The sequence below is a fragment of the Mucilaginibacter sp. OK268 genome (assembly GCF_900103125.1).
GTDB lineage: Bacteria > Bacteroidota > Bacteroidia > Sphingobacteriales > Sphingobacteriaceae > Mucilaginibacter.
On the sequence record NZ_FNJV01000004.1, the window covers coordinates 142,539 to 161,336 of the forward strand.

At 42.7% G+C, this 18,798-nt stretch carries 14 protein-coding genes; 6 read left to right on the forward strand and 8 right to left on the reverse strand.

The genetic code is table 11. The annotated features are described in order from the left end of the window. Positions 1-304: 304 nt before the first annotated feature. The 5 genes from BLR84_RS15320 to BLR84_RS15340 all read right to left on the reverse strand — a co-directional run bounded on the left by BLR84_RS15320 (position 305) and on the right by BLR84_RS15340 (position 5,149). Positions 305-832 carry a DUF2062 domain-containing protein gene (locus tag BLR84_RS15320; protein WP_090469735.1) on the reverse strand — a complete coding sequence of 176 codons (528 nt, stop codon included), beginning with the start codon at positions 830-832 and terminating at the stop codon, positions 305-307. Positions 833-1,310: 478 nt separating this feature from the next. After that, positions 1,311-2,036: a DNA repair protein RecO gene (recO, locus tag BLR84_RS15325; RefSeq protein ID WP_090469738.1), complete on the reverse strand. Its 726-nt coding sequence runs from the start codon at positions 2,034-2,036 to the stop codon at positions 1,311-1,313. 1 nt (position 2,037) lies between these two features. Continuing rightward, on the reverse strand, positions 2,038-2,394 hold the full coding sequence (locus BLR84_RS15330) for a diacylglycerol kinase (protein ID WP_090470362.1): 357 nt from the start codon (positions 2,392-2,394) through the stop codon (positions 2,038-2,040). A 411-nt stretch (positions 2,395-2,805) separates the two neighbouring features. Continuing rightward, a complete protein-coding gene (locus tag BLR84_RS15335) occupies positions 2,806-3,492 on the reverse strand; it encodes a LytR/AlgR family response regulator transcription factor (RefSeq protein ID WP_090469741.1) in 687 nt (228 codons plus the stop codon). A 214-nt stretch (positions 3,493-3,706) separates the two neighbouring features. Continuing rightward, on the reverse strand, positions 3,707-5,149 hold the full coding sequence (locus tag BLR84_RS15340; RefSeq protein ID WP_090469744.1) for a sensor histidine kinase: 1,443 nt from the start codon (positions 5,147-5,149) through the stop codon (positions 3,707-3,709). A gap of 455 nt (positions 5,150-5,604) precedes the next feature. Between BLR84_RS15340 and BLR84_RS15345 the strand changes: the two genes are divergently transcribed. Beyond that, entirely contained in the window at positions 5,605-6,489 is an 885-nt protein-coding gene (locus BLR84_RS15345) for an AbiTii domain-containing protein (protein ID WP_090469747.1), read from the forward strand. Between the two features lie 137 nt (positions 6,490-6,626). Here the strand turns inward: BLR84_RS15345 and BLR84_RS15350 are convergent, their stop codons facing one another. Continuing rightward, positions 6,627-10,160 carry a chemotaxis protein CheB gene (locus BLR84_RS15350; RefSeq protein WP_090469750.1) on the reverse strand — a complete coding sequence of 1,178 codons (3,534 nt, stop codon included), beginning with the start codon at positions 10,158-10,160 and terminating at the stop codon, positions 6,627-6,629. Between the two features lie 280 nt (positions 10,161-10,440). Between BLR84_RS15350 and BLR84_RS15355 the strand changes: the two genes are divergently transcribed. After that, entirely contained in the window at positions 10,441-12,777 is a 2,337-nt protein-coding gene (locus BLR84_RS15355; protein ID WP_090469753.1) for an efflux RND transporter permease subunit, read from the forward strand. Between the two features lie 98 nt (positions 12,778-12,875). Further along, on the forward strand, positions 12,876-13,652 hold the full coding sequence (locus tag BLR84_RS15360) for an SDR family oxidoreductase (RefSeq protein ID WP_090469755.1): 777 nt from the start codon (positions 12,876-12,878) through the stop codon (positions 13,650-13,652). Here the strand turns inward: BLR84_RS15360 and BLR84_RS15365 are convergent. Then, entirely contained in the window at positions 13,649-13,849 is a 201-nt protein-coding gene (locus tag BLR84_RS15365; protein ID WP_090469758.1) for a hypothetical protein, read from the reverse strand. The genes BLR84_RS15360 and BLR84_RS15365 overlap by 4 nt on opposite strands. A gap of 61 nt (positions 13,850-13,910) precedes the next feature. Further along, positions 13,911-14,114: a hypothetical protein gene (locus tag BLR84_RS15370; protein ID WP_090469761.1), complete on the reverse strand. Its 204-nt coding sequence runs from the start codon at positions 14,112-14,114 to the stop codon at positions 13,911-13,913. 73 nt (positions 14,115-14,187) lie between these two features. Here BLR84_RS15370 and ileS point away from each other — a divergent pair, with 73 nt between their 5' ends. Genes ileS through BLR84_RS15385 form a run of 3 tightly spaced genes read left to right on the forward strand, consistent with a single transcriptional unit; the run spans position 14,188 to position 18,570 of the window. Next, a complete protein-coding gene (gene ileS / locus BLR84_RS15375) occupies positions 14,188-17,580 on the forward strand; it encodes an isoleucine--tRNA ligase (RefSeq protein ID WP_090469763.1) in 3,393 nt (1,130 codons plus the stop codon). After that, a complete protein-coding gene (locus tag BLR84_RS15380) occupies positions 17,581-17,964 on the forward strand; it encodes a TraR/DksA family transcriptional regulator (RefSeq protein WP_090469766.1) in 384 nt (127 codons plus the stop codon). Then, a complete protein-coding gene (locus tag BLR84_RS15385) occupies positions 17,965-18,570 on the forward strand; it encodes a lipoprotein signal peptidase (protein ID WP_090469769.1) in 606 nt (201 codons plus the stop codon). The last annotated feature ends 228 nt before the right edge of the window (positions 18,571-18,798 follow it).

Below are 18,798 nucleotides of genomic sequence, written 5' to 3' on the forward strand. Positions count from 1 at the left end.
TAGCTGTTTTTATTTACGATAACGTTTTCGTTAAAAAACATTGGTTGTGTGTTATTAATAAGTGTGAAATGCACAGATAAATAAATAGTTAGCTTGTTTTTCTTCAATAAACAGATCTTTTCAACCTCTATTGTTAAAAGGTTTTATCATTACAACTAGCTAGTGGGTATATTTTAATAATGAGATATGCAAATATTTAGTCGTTAACGCTTTTAATATAATACTCTTAAAAGTCGCCAATGACTAAATTGGGTACTGTACACAGATTAAAGAATTTAATAGCACGTGTACCTCTGGTTACCTGTTAAGTAGCCATAATGGTTTTTTTGCTTACAAGTTTAAGCAATGCAAAGGTTATTAAGCCTGCAGTTACGCCAGCAACTATGGCAAGTGATATGCTGCCATATAGATATTGTTCCAGATGGAGGCTGATCGATTTTAAGGAGATATTTCCATTAAAGGGGATTTCGATATTTTTTTCACCCATCCAATAGCCACCGGCTTTATAACTTAAAAATATTACCGCCGGTATTAAGGGGGCAAAACTGATGTGTGCAGCTAAAATAACAAGCGCCTTATTCAACTTTAATAACATAGCTAATGAAAACGCTACGATCAGCTGAAAGCCCCATATAGGTACTATTCCCATAAATACACCAAAACCAATGGATAGGGCTTTAAGCTGCGCTGATTGATCTGGATTAAACAAATGGGTTTTTATAAACTGCCTGCCCCTTTCTTTGCTGAAAAAAGTTTTGAAAAAATAGCCTGGATTAGTACATGCTGCTTTTAGCTTTTGAATCCCTGCTTTTATTTTTTCTGAACTATTCATGGTATTTGATCCATATACGACAACCGACCCGGGCAAAGTTTTGAAATGGTTAGTATAAAACTTATTACAAATTTACCCTTAGCAACATTAACAGACTTTTAAGTTTTTAATAAGTAACTACTTCATATTGCAACGGCGGCAAAGGTAAATATCTTTACAATACCTTAGTTACCACGTTTTAATTTGTTTGCGCCAAAGCGGTAAATATTGACCATGCACTTAAAATTGATGTCTTATTGATAGAGCCAATAGCTATTATGCACATTATAAGCTCAATGCATATTAAATTTTTATTAAAAAATTAGTCTACTAATTCTATAGTGCATATATTTGTAACAATTGTTATTATCGATCTAACCAATTAGTTCTTTATGGTAAATAATGAGGTCAGTCAACAAAAAAGAGGCAGCCTTCGGCTTTCTCTTTTTTTATTTCAGGGCCTTTGTCCTTTACTATTATAAAATATGATCAGAAATTTTCAGGACAGTACTTCCTCCAACACATCGGCAGAGCGTATATTGCCGAATCCCTCTATATGCAACGCGTAATACTCCAATAGCTTCTGGATCAGGTACCGGCGTTCGTCATTACTCCATTTTAACTGTTGTATATTTTCAAAACTGCATTGCAAAAGCAGGTGAAAATTTTGCGTGTGCGGCGGCGACAAGTACAGTAAGCTATCGGGTTTATAGTTGCTGAATGTACCGTTCTTCATGTCAAAATAATCGGCCTGGCCAGCTTGGTATCTATCTGGGTAAAAACCAAGGTAACGGGTAAGCTGAACTAAAAACAGCAAATGAAAGTTAGCCACACTTCCGGTTTGATGGTCGAGCCACTCTATAGCGCTGAATACAAAATCAAACAAATTTTCATCAGCCGATTGCTGCTTTACGGCTTTATACAGCACTTCGTTCAGAAACATAGCGATGCAGCTTTTGATCACATCATAAGGGATGCTTTGCAACACCGGCGAATTTTTAAGTTCGGAGATGCGCTGTACGCTGCCTGTATTTTTATGATAAACAACCAGGTCAAGCAGGTGCAGGGGTTGCAGCATATTGCGCCCTATTTTGGCCCTGGGCTTTTTTGCACCGTTAATGATGTATGATTGCAGGCCAAATTTTTCGGTGAAGAGCTGTACAATAACACTGCTTTCGCCATAGTCGGTTGCTTTAAATACAATACCACGGGTTTTATGAAGCATGTTATACCAGTAAAATAAGTTTAGGTATAAAAATGATACCGCCGGTAACCAGCGCAAACACCGCGGCCACCACCACCGCGCCGGCGCTCACATCCTTAACATGACCGGCTTTGATGTTGTATGTAGGCGAAACCAGGTCGGTGAGGGTTTCAATGGCGGTGTTGATGAGTTCGGTTACCAGCACCAGGGTGATACTGAGCGCCATCCATTGCCATTCGGCAGCGGAAAGGTGCAGGGCGATACCCAGGCCAATGGTAATAACACTTGCTACCAGGTGTATCCGGAAGTTGGGCTGGGTACTGGTGGCATATTGCAAACCTTTAAAGGCAAAACCAAAACTGCGTATCAGTCTTCTCATATACAAAAATACATTGTTATTGGCATTTATGGATTTTGGTAAGCCCAAAACTTTTTAAAGCTTAAATTTTAACACTTTTTTGCCCAAAAAGAGGGTGAAATTGGGTCAAAAACTGCCGAAAACTCATCCAAAACCATCCATTTTAACACTTTTTAACAAATTTTTGATGAGTTTCAAAAGGTTTAAAAAGTATTAATTTATTGATATTCAATTATATGAGTAAAAAATAGCTGTTTTTTGGACCTTTTATCCCCTTAACACAACGGCCCGGTTTTCCTTTTTACAGAAAACCGGGCCGTTGTATACATACAAATATACTGATAATTATTGATTGATTGAATTAGTGAATTAGTGATTTTTGGCTGCTATAATTGCAGGTTTCTGGATAACAGGGGCAGGAGCGTGTGGGGTTCAGCCAAGTTCCTGAAGGCACTGGGCATAAGTGGCGCCGATGGGGATGCTATGGCTGCCGATGTTTACTTGTAAGCGGTCGAACCTGCTTACCTTATTGCAGGCGATAATAAAGGCCCGGTGGGTACGGATAAACTTTTTGGCGGGTAACAATAACAACATATCGCTTATGGCTACCCGGGTGCTTAATGAGCGGTTGCCCTCCAGGTGGATACGGGTGTAGTTACCGGCAGCTTCAATAAATAATATATCGTTCAGTTCAACTTTAATTTGCTCATAGCCGTCTTTGATAAATATGGAGCTTATTTCTTCGCCGGCATCAGGTTTATTGCGTAAGGTGAACAGTTCATGTGCTTTGTTGCAGGCTTTCAAAAAACGCGGCAGTGAAAACGGTTTTAACAGGTAATCCACAGCATCAAGCTCAAAGCTTTTTACGGCGTGTTCCGAATAAGCTGTGGTAAAAATTACCATGGGCGGATTGTTGATGCTGTTCAAAAAATCAAGACCGCTGATGTCGGGCATTTTAATGTCCAGGAACATCAGGTCGGTTTTGTTTTGCCTCAGATAAGCCAGGGCCTCAAACGCGTTGGTAAATACAGCCTTTAACTCTACAAAGGGCACTTTGGCCGCGTGTGCCTGCACAATATTAAGCGCTATGGGTTCATCATCAATGGCAATGGCTATCATTCCTTAAATGTAATTAATTAGTGTGAGTTATGCTAAGCTCTTATCCGCGCAATCGACTCACCCCGACATCGCTGCGCTCGTCACCCCTCTCTCCGCTTCGCGCATAGAGGGGTTTTTATTTTTTTCTTTACCCTCTTTGCGGCGAAGCCGGAGAGAGGGCGGTCCAGCGAAGCGTAGACCGGGTGAGTCAACTATGCGATATCCCGAACTCACATTAATTATCCAATTGCAAGGTAAGATGAACAAAAAATTCCGCGGCGTTTTGACGGATAACCAGCTCGTGTTTGCCGGGGTATAGCAGCGTTAACCGCTGTTTTACATTTTCGAGCCCGATGCCGCTTTGCCCTTTTTCGGGATCGTTATCCGGTTTAATGTGGATACTGTTATGCACATCAAAATAAAGGGTGTTGCCGCTGGTATTCAGGGTAACTTTAATATGTGATGGACTGATGAGGCTAATACCGTGTTTAAAAGCGTTCTCAACAAATGGGATAAGCAGCATGGGGGTTATTATCAGATCGGAGGTAATGTCTTCTATCTGTGTTTCGATAACGATATCGGATGATGCCGATGTACGCAATTTTTGCAGCAGGATATAATTCTTCAGATAGTCGGTATCCCGCGATAAAGCGATTTTATCCTGTATGTTCTCCTGCAGCATAAAACGCATCATATCACCCAGCTTTTGAATCCCCTCGCCGGTGCGCTCGGCGTTTTCCTGTAGCGCGGTTCCGTATAGGGTATTGAGGGCGTTAAATAAAAAGTGTGGGTTTATTTGTGATTTTAAAAAATTAAGACTGGCATCTGATTTACCCAGTTCTGTTTTCAGTGTTTTGATCTCTTCGTCCTTTTTGGCATGACGGCTTTTGTAAATACTCCATGAAAAAGGGGCTACGAGTATGAGCTGGGCAAAAAAATTACCAATCACAATAATGGCTATCTGGTTTTCGTCGGTATTGGCCTGGATGGAGAATGCATGTGATGTTGGCCCTAACAACCGGCTGCCGCCTTTAAAACAAAAACCCAGTATCAACAGAATCACGCATGACAGCAGCGTTAAGCCCATCATGCGCCCATAGTAACGTACATAGCTCTTTTTGGGTAAAAATGTAACCGGGAGCAAGTGGTGTACCGAGTACAAATAAACAATGATCATGGCCGGAACGGTAAACGCGATAAAAAATTTAACCCCTTCGGGTAGCCCTAAATAAAGCGCGGCCACAATGAGCAGTATCCAGGAAGCGGTAAGTAATGTTGATTCATAATAGAGGGCGTTTGCAGTGTTCCGGGTGTCGCGGTTAAAAAACACCAATAACAGCTTGATGGCCAGCAGCGTGGCGAAATATAGGTTGATGATGCCCAGCGTAGTGCAGACATACATGAAAATTAAAATAAATAAAGTGCCACCCGCTGAAGTATGCGTTTGATTTTCAAACGCGGGTACCATATAAAAGCAAATAAAGCCATAGCAAATAAACACAACTATATGGTTAAACAACACGGGCGCCATGATGCCCACAAAATAGGTATGATTGATATCGTTAAGACGTATCTCGTCAATAACCGATAAAATGAGTGACAGCACCAGGCAGCCGGTAACTATCCAGAATTCAATGAGGGCGAAGCCTTTTAATTTTATATTCAGTTGCTTGTACATGATAAGTTAGATTTTTGAACGGTTGGTTTACAGCTACAATAGTACAAAAGCCAGCCGACGTTAAAATTGAAATGTGACAAACCCATCAAAAAATGTGACGAATAATAAAATTAGCGGTTTTAATGTATCGGGAAGTTATTTAGGGGTGGTGCGGTGATAACACCGACCACAGGCTAAAAAAAATGTGACGAATAATAAAAGCAGCGGTTTTAACGGGTTGGGATGTCGCGGTAGCGGGGGATTTAGTGGTGCGGTGATAACACCAACCACAGGCTAAATGAACAAATCTAGTACAAGTTAACCATGCACTAAATTATTGGGCGGGTTCAAAGTCTGTTCCTAAATAAAATTATCAATGCGATGATAAAGATATTCTATCTTTATCATGTGCTGTAAAATTAACAACTCAGCCAGTTAACCCCAGATATAACCTAATAACCAATCACCACGATTCAATGATAAAGGAAATAATTAACGAACTGGCATATGATAAGATAACGCTGACCCAGGCATTAACCAGGGCTAAGTTAGTTGCTTTCACAATCGATAATCAAACATTTCAGTCGTGGCTTAAATGGGAGTTGGAAGGTTACAACGACAATAAGGAGCTTCTACCCGAATACAGGAAAGTGCCATGCGTTCCGATGGCAAAAATTGGAGATCGTTATGGCCGGAAAAACACAGTGATGATTCGTTTAAACCAGACTCTCGAGATTATGGAAATGTTATCAGTGGCAAATGTATATATAAGCGTCCCTTCGCTGGAAACCAATTTTGCGACAATTCAATCGGATATATGTACCCAAGAGTTCGCCCCTGCACTCACCGAGCTCTTGCGTGGGCCATTCGAAGCTTCGAACCCGCAAATAAAGCTGCTTTCCGCAGGTCAGGAATTCAATAAATTATATCTAAAAAATATAATAGACATGACGAAGCAGAAGCTAATTGATACCTTACTTGAACTAAATAAAGAATTTCCAAACCTAACTGACGATTTCAAAATGGATAAAGAGAAAAACACCAAAATCGAAAATATTATCACAACCAACATTTACGGAAGCAATAATCCCCTAAACATTACTGCGGGAGAACATGTTCAACAAAGTGGTTTTACCTTTAACACTGCTGTTGACTTTACGCAGCTTGAAAAATTAGGAGTTCAAGGTAAAGAGGTTGAAGAACTTCAAACGATTATTGCAGAGAACAAAGACAATCCATCGGGAAAATTAGCCAGCGTCATGAAATGGTTGGGAGGAGTGTCGGCCTCTATTGCTGCACGTGGCTTATATGAAAAAATCCCCGCCATTACGGAATTTGTCCATACTCATATATTAAAATAGCATTAGCCTGTGGTTGGTGTTACCTCCATACCGCAGGCTATATGGTCCAATAAAGTACTATATTAGGCAAGTTTAATAGTGGTGTGATGATAACATCAATCATAGGATAAATGAAATACAAAGTCAATACCAACCAATTAAACTAATGGCAAACTAAAGTAAAATGTTGATCCTTTATCCATCTCACTTTCCACCCATACTTTACCCTTATGCCTTTGGATGATCTCGGCCGAGAGGTAAAGGCCCAGCCCAAAGCCCGAAATGTTTTGTGTTTGTTCGCTTTCAATGCGGTAATAACGGTCGAACAGCCTTGCCTGGTCCCGTAGCGCTATGCCCAAACCTTCGTCTGTTATGCTTACTTCAACCAGGCTCTTAATTTCCCGGCAGGAAACCGTAATATTTTTTCCTTTTGACGAATACTTGATCGCGTTGCTTAAAAAGTTGGTGATCACCTGGCCTATCTTGTCCCTGTCGGCACGAACCACAATATCACAATCGGAGGTTACAACGATGTAGTGGCTTTTGGTGATCAGCATCATATCTTCCACAATTTCCTTGAGCAGGGTATTCACCTCAAAAGACTGTTCATTCAGGTAAATTTTCCCGGCCTCAAAGCTCGATGCACTCAAAAAACCATTGATCAGGGCCGACATTTTTTTCACCTGTATGTTGGCCTTCTCCAGGGCCCCAACGGCAAAAGTATCCCCGGCTTTACTGGCTTTGGCGGCCAGCATCTGTACGTAGGCCTGTAGCGTGGTTAGCGGTGTTTTAAGTTCATGGCTCGCCATGGCAATAAAATCGGTCTTCCGGATATCGTCCTGCTTATGTACGGTAACATCCAGCATCAATCCCGTAAAGTATGCCGGCTTGCCATCCAGGTCGTGCGTAAGGTTTCCATTAGCCCTTATCCAGCGCAGTTTACCATCGTGAAATCCCTTCAGTGGAAACTCTACATCACATATTTCTCCACGGTCAATAGCTGCTTCAACGGTGTTTCTTAGTAAGGACTGGTATTCACTATCGATCTGGGCTATGGCCGATTCAAAAGTCATTGGCTCATCAAGATGAAAGCCAAACAGTTCTTTAAGGCGTGGTGATGGAATAAATTCACGGGTTGTCGCGTCTATCGACCAGATCCCCATTTCGGCAGAGTCGATAGCCATACCCAACATTTTACTGCTGATGTTGAATTCCCGCTGGATCCTTTTTAACTCGGTGATATCATAAAAAGTAATGATAGCGCCATTGTTGCTATGATCTGCCAGCTGCACATAAGGCATGGTCATGATCTGGTACCATTTACCGTTATTGGTTTCAATTTCTTTGGTAATAACACAGCCTTCTGCCAATACCTTTTTGATATCGTCCAGAATGGTTTCGAATTTGATATTGGTAGAAATATTGCTGAGCGGCCTGCCGACGTCTGATTCCAGAAGGTTGATCTGTTTTACCGTTCCCGGCGAAAATTTCATCAGGCGCAGTTCATTATCAATAAATAATTGCCCGTTAATATTACTCCTGAAATAATTATTCAGATCGTCATTAATTTCCAGCAGTTCTTTGTTTTTGAGTTGGTAATCTGAATTAATGGTATGCAGTTCCTCATTTACGGATTGCATTTCTTCGTTGGTGCTTTGCATTTCCTCATTGGCCGAGATCAGCTCCTCATTAAAAGATTGCATGTTCTCGTTGGAGGTATTCAGTTTTTCATTGGAAAGGTTAAGTTTGTCCTGTAAGTCCTTCCGTTCTTCTTCCAGGTTAATGATATATTGATCCAGGTAGATCTTTTCATCATATACCGCGTTTTTTTGTATTGGCAGGGCAGATTTATCTTCACTGAAAGTTACCCACAACAATTTTTCCCTGCCTTTTAATATTAACGGACTGATGGACAGGCTCACATTAACCACCTGCTGGCCCTGCTTAATTTTTATCCCGTTAAGCACCACATTTTCATTTGTTTTTAAAACCTCTTTACTCAGGGTATTAAAAGCTACGGCAAGCGGCTTGGGTAAAAGCTCTGCCAGGTCGGAACTGAAATGTTTATGGAGCAGGTATTTTGTGGTATCTCCGTATGACCGTACCACTTGATTGTGTTCGTCGATACAAACAGTCAGGTAGTCCAGTTTATGGGCCAGGCTCTCATGGATCTCTTCGGAGAGGTTATTATGATTTGTGTTTTTAATCTGGCCTGGTGAAAAGCGGGATGGAGTATGTTTGGCATCGGGCACATCGGGCATGGAGAATTCCTCAAAACTTATGGCCCGTTTGGTTTCCAGGTTTTTATAGATCTTCCATTTTTTATGGACTACTTCCAGGTTTTTGATGATGGACACCGGGTTTTCGCTCGATCCTAAAAATAAATAACCATCTTTTTTGAGGCCAAAAAGCATCATAGCAAATATTTTCTTTTGCAAAACAAGAGTCATATAAATGAGCAGGTTGCGACAGCTGATCAGGTGCATATTGCAGTAAGGCGGGTTTTTAACAAGGTCGTGCTTGGCAAAGATCACCATCTTGCGGATAACCGGTTTTACCCGGTAAAATTCGCCTTCTTTAAAAAAGTACTTTTCGAGCCGCTCCGCGGACATGTTTTGGGCAATGTTTTTACTATAAACCCCTTTGCCTGCGTGAATCAGCGCATCGCTGTCAATATCTGTCGCGAACAGCCTTACTACCGTATCCGATAACGGGCCTGTTAATTGCTCTGCTATCAATATGGCCAATGAGTAAACTTCCTCGCCAGTAGCGCAACCGGCAATCCACATTTTCAGCTCTTCTTCCGGGGCTAGCTTTTCCAGTATATCGGGTAATATCTTGCTTTCAATAAAATCAAAAGCTGCCTGATCCCTGAAAAAGGAAGTAACACTGATGAGGAACTCCTTGGCCAGGGCATCTACCTCCATAGGCGTTTCTTTTAAATAGCTCAGGTATTTTCCCAGCGTATTAAAATTATGGCTTGAAGCCCTTCTTTTTGTTCTTCGTAATATGGTTGGTTGTTTATAGTCCGAAAAATCAAGCGGTGATCTTTCTTTGATCAGGTTGATAATTGCCGAAAGGTCTTTTTCATCCTCCTGCTGATAGGCTATTAAATCCCCTCCATATTTTACATAATCTTCAATGGTACCGGGCATTAAAGCGGGTTCCAGTACAAAATCAACCAATCCTGTAGCGATAGCATGAGAAGGCATACTGCTAAACTCCGAAGTTTCGGGGTCGCGGGCCATCACCATTCCGCCTGCTTTTTTAATAGCCTTTATACCTTCTGTACCATCAGAGCCTAAGCCGGAGAATATGATACCAATAGCTCTTTTGCCATAATTTGCGGCAAGGGACTCAAAAAAGGTGTTGATGGTTAAGTGCGGGCCTTGAATTTTCTCCTTTTCGGTTAAATACAGGTTCCCCCCGCGTATGGTCATATACTTATTGCTGGGGATGAGGTATACCTGGTTGCATAGCACTTTCATTCCATCTTCGGCCTCTTCAACAATAAGCTTACTGTGCCTCACCAGCAGATCAAGCATCCTGCTTTTAAAATCGGCTGATAAGTGTTGAATAATTACATAGGATACACCATCTAAAGGGGTATGATCAAAAAAAGAATTGATCTCTTCCATACCGCCCGCGGAGGCGCCAATGGCAACGATGTGATGGGGATCGGTTTTGAACATGGCATGAACTTAAAGAGCAGTATTAGAATTTATTAAATTCTTAGAGATGAGTAAATTAAGAAATCAAATTTACAACTATAAATCCGGAATAAAAGGGGCCTGTCCTTGTTATTTATGTTCATTTAACATTGGCGTGTTAAATACCTGATATGAATTAAAATTATCTGCTCCCGCGTGCTATAAATGAGGCGGTAGGTTAAGATTTTGTCACAATGTCAATATCTTAAGCCGGTGGGTAAATCAAATTTCGTAGTTTAGCGGCGCCCTTAATGTGACTCAAATGTTCTGGAAACATACCGCTTCTTTTATCCTTAAAAACAGACTCATCGTACTTATCTGCGTTTTGGCACTGAGTGCTTTTATGGGTTTTGAGGCGTCGAAAGTAAAAATAACCTTTAACGGGGGCAAAGTGCTGCCCGTTACCGATTCGGCCTATATCCGCTATAACCAGTTTAAACAAACCTTTGGCCAGGATGCCTCATCGATGGTTCTGGGGATCAAATCAGACAAAATATTTGATAAAGATGTGTTTAACGACTGGTACCTGATTGGCACGCAGCTTAAACAGATCAAAGGTGTAAAGGCCGTGGTTTCGGCTGCTAATGTGTACAATTTGCAAAAGGATACCCTGCAGCACCGTTTTATAGTAAAGCCATTGGTTACCGGCGTGCTACCTTCGACGCAGGCGGTTGACAGTGTAAAGCAGCAACTTTTAAACCTGCCGTTTTACAAAGGGTTGGTACTGAGCAACGATGGCAAGTCGACCTTAATGGCTATTACTTTTGACGATAAAATAATCAATACGTCTTTCCGTGTGCCCATCATTAACAAAATGCTTCAACTGGGGCAAGCTTTTGAGCAAAAGCATGGCATCAAGGTACATTACTCGGGCCTGCCACTGATCCGCACCGTTGTGGGCGACCTGGTGGCGCATGAGTTTTCCATGTTCCTGGGGCTATCTATATTGATCACGGCTATCATTCTGCTCATCTTTTTCAGGTCGTTTTTCCCGGTGATATTCCCGGTACTTATTGTGGTGCTGGGTGTGCTCTGGAGCCTGGGCATCCTGTTTATGATGCACTATGAAATGACCATTTTAACCGGCATCATCCCGCCGCTGGTGGTGGTTATCGGCATCCCGAACACCATTTTTATCCTCAATAAATATTACCACGAGTTTGAAATATCGGGCAATAAAATGGAGGCATTGGCCATCGCGCTTGAAAAGGCCGGCATCACCACTTTTATAGCCAACATTACTACCGCTATTGGTTTTGGTGTATTATGCTTTACCAATAGCGAACTGTTAACCCAGTTTGGTTTGGTGGCTTCGCTGGGCATCCTATCCACATTTGCTTTGAGCCTGATACTGGTACCTATCGTATTTAGTTACCTGCCTGCTCCCAAAGCAAAAAAAGCCGGTATTAAGGACAGTAAATGGATGAAAGCCTTGTTGATTAAACTGGATACCCTGGTACATCAAAAACGGAAAGCTATCTATATCACCACGCTGGTGCTGGTAGCTATTTCGGCCGTGGGTATTTATCGTATCAATATTAATGGCTATGTGGTTGATGACCTGCCGCAGCACAACAATACGCTTGAAGATCTGAAATTTTTTGAATCGAACTTTAACGGGGTGCTGCCTTTGGAGGTAAGTATCGATACCAAACGCAAAAACGGCGTGGTGAACCAAACCGTGATCCGCAAGGTTGAAAAACTGGAAAAGCTGATCTCCTCGTATCCGCAGTTCAGCCGTTCTATTTCCCTCATCCAGGTATTAAAATTCTCGACCCAGGCCTTTTATGGCGGCAATCCGGAATACTATCGTTTGCCCGATGGTCTGGAGCAGAATTTTATCCTCAACTATGCCGCTAACTCGGGTAAAAGCTCATCCGGCGCTTTGAACACTTACCTGGATAAGGATCACCGCACAACCCGGGTAACTTTTGAAATGATCGACGCCGGATCCAAAAAAATGAATGTGGTACTGGCCGAGCTGCAACCCCGTATCGACTCGATATTTAATCCCAAAAAGTTTCATGTGGAGCTTACCGGCTCCAGCATTATTTTTATAAAAGGAACCAATTACCTGCTCAAAAATCTTTACGAAAGCCTGGCCTGGGCCATTTTGCTGATAGCCGGGGTGATGTGGATCTTGTTCAGGGGGGTAAAAATGATTGCCATTTCGCTGGTGCCCAACCTGGTGCCACTCATCATAACGGCGGGTATCATGGGTTTTTTTGGTATCCCGCTCAAGCCCTCAACCATACTGATATTTAGTATCGCGATGGGGATCTCGTCCGATCAGACTATTTATTTTATAACCCGTTACCGCCATGAACTTCGCTATACGCGTAAAAGCATATCACGGATAGTATCAGACACGATCCGCGAAACCGGGGTGAGCATGATATTTATCGCGACGGTACTGTTTTTTGGTTTCGGCATATTCGCGGTATCCAAATTTGGCGGAACCGTGGCATTGGGTATCTTATTATCCATAACACTGCTGGTAGCCATGATCAGTAACCTCACGCTGCTCCCTGCTTTTTTACTGAGCCTGGATGGCGGCGTCGACCGTAAGAAAATAAAAGGACCGGATATTGAGGAATAACACCTCACCCCGGCCCTCTCCAAAGGAGAGGGAGTGTAATAAACTTTAAATCACGCAAATCAGAACCCTCTCCTTCGGGGAGGGCAGGGAGGGGTATTATGGATCTTAAACTCAACAACAAAGTAGCTGTAGTATTAGCAGCCAGCAAAGGATTAGGTAAAGCGGTAGCAACAGCTTTATCTGCCGAAGGCGCCCGGGTGATCATTGGCTCGCGCGATGAGGCGGAATTAAATAAAACCGCTGCTGAAATAAAACAGATCACCGGCAACGAGGTAATCGCTATACCTGTTGATGTGTCTAAGGCCGAGGAGATAGAAGCTTTCGTTAACAAAGCCGCAAACGCTTTCGGTCGGATAGATATATTGCTGAACAATGCTGGCGGCCCCCCTTTTGATAAATTCGAAAACTTTGACGACGAGCAATGGCAAAAAGCTTTTGATCTTAATTTATTAAGCGTTGCGCGCCTGAGCAGGTTGGTATTGCCGCATATGCAAAAAACAGGCAGCGGGCGCATTATCAACATTGTTAGTGTTTCGGTAAAGGCCGTGTTGGGCGGTTCTGTACTATCGACCACTATGCGGATGGGTGTAGTGGGCATGGCCAAACTAATGGCCGATGAATTTGGTCCGTACAATATCACCATAAATAATGTGGCCCCGGGATTAATCCTGACCGACAGGATAAAACACACCTTGCCAAAAGACGTAGACCCTGAGCAGGCTATAAAAGACCGGGCGAAAAGTATACCGCTTGGCCGCATAGGCAAACCCGAAGAACTGGCCGCGCTGGTTGCCTTCCTGGCATCGGAGCAGGCCGCTTACATCACCGGTACAACCATCCAGGTTGATGGCGGTGCCAGCAGGAGCATTTATTAATTCAGCGCCTGCTCGTTTTTAGCGGGCTTGTTTTTTGTAAAAAGCGATATCAGACCGCTTAAGAACGTAACAGCGGTAAGGCCCATCACAAAGCTGGCCCATTTGTCGATAGTGGAGTGATCTGCGCTTTGCAGGCTGATGATTAAAGCGGCAATAAATAATATTCCCGAAATTATGATATATGCTTTAGATCTCATTTGTTGCTTTTTATAAGTATATATAAAGATATAATTTTATTGTTGTCTTAAAAATAGTTGATCAGGCTCCTTTTTTTGTTTCACGTAAATAATCAATAATCAGGGTAACAATACTAATGATACCGGCTATGGTTAAGCCCAGCGCGGCACCCTGAACCAGGTCTTTCCACTTGGAATGGTATAAGGCCGGGATGGCCATGGCGGCCGAAAACAGGATCACAGCAACCAACAACATCAACACCGTACGCCTTACTTTATTTTTCATTCGTCCAAATTAAAAAAATCATTTATAATTTCCGTATTTTTGCAACCTCTAAAAATTGAGGTGAACTATATAGATGTATAAGGAATATAAGCAGTTAAACCTATCGCAAACAGGCAAAGAGATACTGGAGTTTTGGAAGCAGAACAACATATTTGGCAAAAGTATCAGCAGTCGTCCGGCAAGTAACCCCTACACGTTTTACGAAGGGCCGCCGAGCGCTAACGGTATGCCCGGTATTCACCATGTGATGGCGCGTTCTATAAAAGATATTTTTTGCCGTTACAAAACGTTAAAAGGTTTCCAGGTAAAGCGTAAAGGCGGCTGGGATACCCATGGCCTGCCCATTGAGCTTGCTGTTGAAAAAGCTTTAGGGATAACCAAGGATGATATTGGTAAAAAAATAAGCGTTAAAGATTATAACGATGCCTGCCGTAAGGAGGTAATGCGCTATACCGACGTTTGGAACGACCTGACCGAAAAAATGGGTTATTGGGTTGATCTTGACGATCCGTATGTTACCTACGAAAACGAATACATTGAAAGCCTTTGGTGGATCCTGAAGGAGTTTTATAAAAATGATCTTTTATACAAAGGTTATACGGTACAACCGTATTCGCCAAAGTCGGGTACCGGCTTAAGCTCGCATGAGCTCAACCAGCCGGGCACTTATAAAATGGTAAAGGACACTTCGATAGTGGCCCAGTTCCATTTAAAGAACGACCAGCAACATCCATTGATCCCTGTTTTGTTTGAGGATGTAAACGAGGACACCGCGATACTAGCCTGGACTACCACGCCATGGACACTGCCATCAAACTGCGCGCTGGCCATTGGCGAAAATATCGACTATGTAAAGCTGCGCACGTTTAACCCTTATACTTATGAGCCGGTGAGTGTAGTGTTGGCCAAAGCATTGGTTGGTAAATACTTTAAAGCCGAAGGCGAAAACGCGTCATTCCAGGATTATAAGGGTGGTGATAAAGTTATTCCCTGGGAAGTAAGGGCTGAGTTTAAAGGCGTTGAGCTGATTGGTTTGCGTTATCACCAGCTGATGCCTTATGTGAGCAATGAAAACCTGGAGAAAAACGCTTTCCGCGTGATCCCGGCCGATTTTGTGACTACCGAAGATGGTACAGGTATCGTACATACCGCTTCTGTTTTTGGTGCGGACGATTTCAGGGCCTGTAAAGAACAGAACGTACCATCGGTAATGGTATTGGATGAAACAGGCAAAGAAGTTCCCCTGGTAAATAAACAGGGTCGTTTTGTTGATGAAGTGACCGATTTTGCCGGCCGCTATGTAAAAGAAGAATACTATAGCGATGCAGAACGTGCCGAGCCTGGTTTTAAGGCTACGGATGTACTGATCTCTATCAAACTGAAAGAAGACAATAAAGCGTTTGACGTTAAAAAATATGAGCACAGCTATCCGCACTCATGGCGCTCAGACGAACCGATATTATATTACCCGCTCGATAGCTGGTTTATCCGTACCACCGCGGTAAAGGATAAAATGGTGGAACTGAACAAAACCATCAACTGGAAACCAGAATCAACTGGTACTGGTCGTTTTGGTAACTGGCTGGAAAACCTGGTGGATTGGAACTTGTCGCGTTCACGCTACTGGGGTACGCCGCTGCCTATCTGGCGCGAAGAAAATGGTTCGGAAGAAAAATGTATTGGCTCCATTGCCGAGCTGAATGCCGAGATCGAAAAGGCGATAGCTGCAGGCTTTATGCCCGCAGGTTTTAAGCTGGAAGATATGCACCGCCCTTATGTGGACGATGTGATCCTGACTTCGGCTGCAGGTAACAAAATGTTCCGCGAGCCTGATCTGATCGACGTTTGGTTTGACTCAGGCGCTATGCCATATGCGCAGTGGCACTTCCCTTTTGAAAACAAGGAAGAGTTTGCAGCTGCCTACCCGGCCGATTTTATTGCCGAAGGTGTTGACCAAACCCGTGGCTGGTTTTTTACCCTGCACGCTATAGCCGTAATGCTGAGCGAATGCAGTGATGAAGTAAAGGCGGTAAATGCAAAAGTGGGCAATAAAGGTATCGCGTTCAAGAATGTGGTTTCAAACGGCTTGGTGCTGGATAAAAACGGCAACAAGATGTCAAAACGTTTGGGCAATGCTGTTGATCCGTTCCTGACCATTGAACAATATGGTGCCGACGCGGCCCGCTGGTATATGATCAGCAATGCCGCGCCATGGGACAATCTTAAATTCAACGAAGAAGGTATTGACGAAGTACGCCGTAAGTTTTTTGGTACACTGTATAACTCTTACTCATTCTTTGTGCTGTATGCCAATATCGATCAGTTTAAATACAGTGAGCCCGAGATAGCATTGGCACAACGCCCTGAAATTGATCGTTGGGTGATATCCTTACTCAATACCCTGAGCCGCGAGGTTGATGGTTTTTATGCCGATTATGAGCCAACCAAAGCCGCCCGTGCCATACAGGAATTTGTCGACGCGCATTTTAGCAACTGGTATATCCGCTTAAGCCGTCGCCGTTTCTGGAAATCAGATAACTCCGACGATAAACTGTCGGCTTACCAAACATTGTACACCTGCTTAATTACCATTAGTAAATTAATGGCTCCGATAGCGCCGTTCTTTGCCGATAGTTTATATAAAGATCTGAACAAAGTTACCGGTAAAGAGAAATTTGAATCGGTACACCTGGCCTACTTCCCAACCTACCATGATGAGCTGGTTGATGCCGACCTGGAAGAACGTATGCAGCTGGCACAAGATGTATCATCATTGGTGTTATCATTACGTAAAAAGATCGAGATCCCTGTGCGCAGGCCCCTCAGCAAAATATTATTACCTATATTGGACAAGGGCTTTAAGCAGCATGTAGAGCAGGTAAAAGAATTGATATTGTCTGAAACAAACATCAAGGATATTGAGTACATTACCGACACCGCGGGCTTCATTAAAAAGAAAATAAAGCCAAACTTTAAGGCCCTTGGTCAAAAAGTAGGCAAGGATATGAAGGCTGTTGCAGAGGCTATTAATAACTTTACACAGGATGACATAACCGCGCTGGAAAGTGTGGGAAGTGTACAGGTTCTTGATAGTAAGTATGTTATACAGCAGTCGGATGTAGAGATCATCGCCGAGGACGTTCCCGGATGGCAAGTTGCAAATTTAGGAAAACTAACTGTGGCTTTAGATGTTACCATAACCAATGAACTGAAAGAGGAGGGGATAGCGAGAGAGTTGATAAACCGTATCCAAAACCTGCGTAAAACAAAGGGTTTTGAAGTTACTGATAAGATAAATGTTCGCATCAGCGATCATCCTTATATCAGCGAAGCGGTAAAAAATAATTTATCCTATATTTGCGCGGAAATTTTAGCTGAGAGCATAGTGCTTGACGCTCAATTATATGAAGGTGACAAAGTAGAGATTGACGGAAATGAAATTTTTATTGTTATTAGTAAAGTATAAATGAAAGTAGAAAACGAAAAAACCAGATATTCAGAATCAGACCTGCAAGAGTTTAAAGCTCTTATTCTTGATAAACTGCGTTCTGCTAAAGAAGAATTAAACGCCCTGGCAACTTCTTTAAGTTCGCCAAATGCTAACGGAACTGACGATACTGCCGGTACTTATAAAACATTAGAAGATGGCTCGGCCACACTGGAAAAAGAACAAATTAACCAGTTAGCTGCCCGTCAGAAAAAATTTATTGACCAGTTGGAAGCCGCCCTGGTGCGCATTGAAAACAAAACTTATGGTATTTGCCGCGAAACCGGTAAATTGATACCAAAGGAGCGTTTGCGCGCCGTGCCGCATACCACCTTAACTATGGAAGCTAAATTAAAGCAATAAATGAAGGCTGCTTACACCAAACCTTTTCTAACTGCTATATTTATTATTCTTTTTGACCAGATCATTAAAACCTGGGTAAGGGCACATATGTTCATGGGTGAAGAGATTCGCTTTTTGGGTAGTCATGGTATGTTGCACTATACCGAAAACAATGGTATGGCATTTGGTATGGAATGGGGAGGTGATGCAGGTAAACTGGCTTTAACGCTATTCCGCATTTTTGCGGTATGCGGTATTGTTTATACGCTTATTTATTTAATAAAGCATAAATATCACCGCGGGCTCATTATGAATGTGGCGCTTATTTTGGCCGGAGCCGTTGGTAACATCATCGACTCAACCTTTTATGGTATCATGTACAATTATGCCCCACTATTTCATGGACGCGTGGTTGATATGTTTTACTTCCCACTATTCAGGGGGACTTTCCCGGCGTGGGTACCTGTTTGGGGTAATGAGGCGTTTGAGTTTTTCAGACCGGTATTTAACCTGGCAGACGCTTCTATTTGTGTAGGTGTTATTATGATACTGATATTTCAGAAACATTATTTCAAACACGAGGTTCCTGAAGTAAACAGCCCCAACAGCGAAATGGTGGAAGAATAAAGATTTAAATTTTACTAAGAATAAGAAAAGCCGCTTAACGCGGCTTTTTTGTTTGGAAGTTCTTCAAAAAAGAGAAGGGTGTCATGCTGAGCTCCGTCGAAGCATGGTGGGCAGGCCTCTGCGCTCGACCCTTCGACAAGCTCAGGGTGACAGGCCTTTTTCGCTCCCGCGAGATTAGCGCAGCGTATCTCGTGGGGGGCATGGTTAAAGCTTTCAGCTTAATTATAT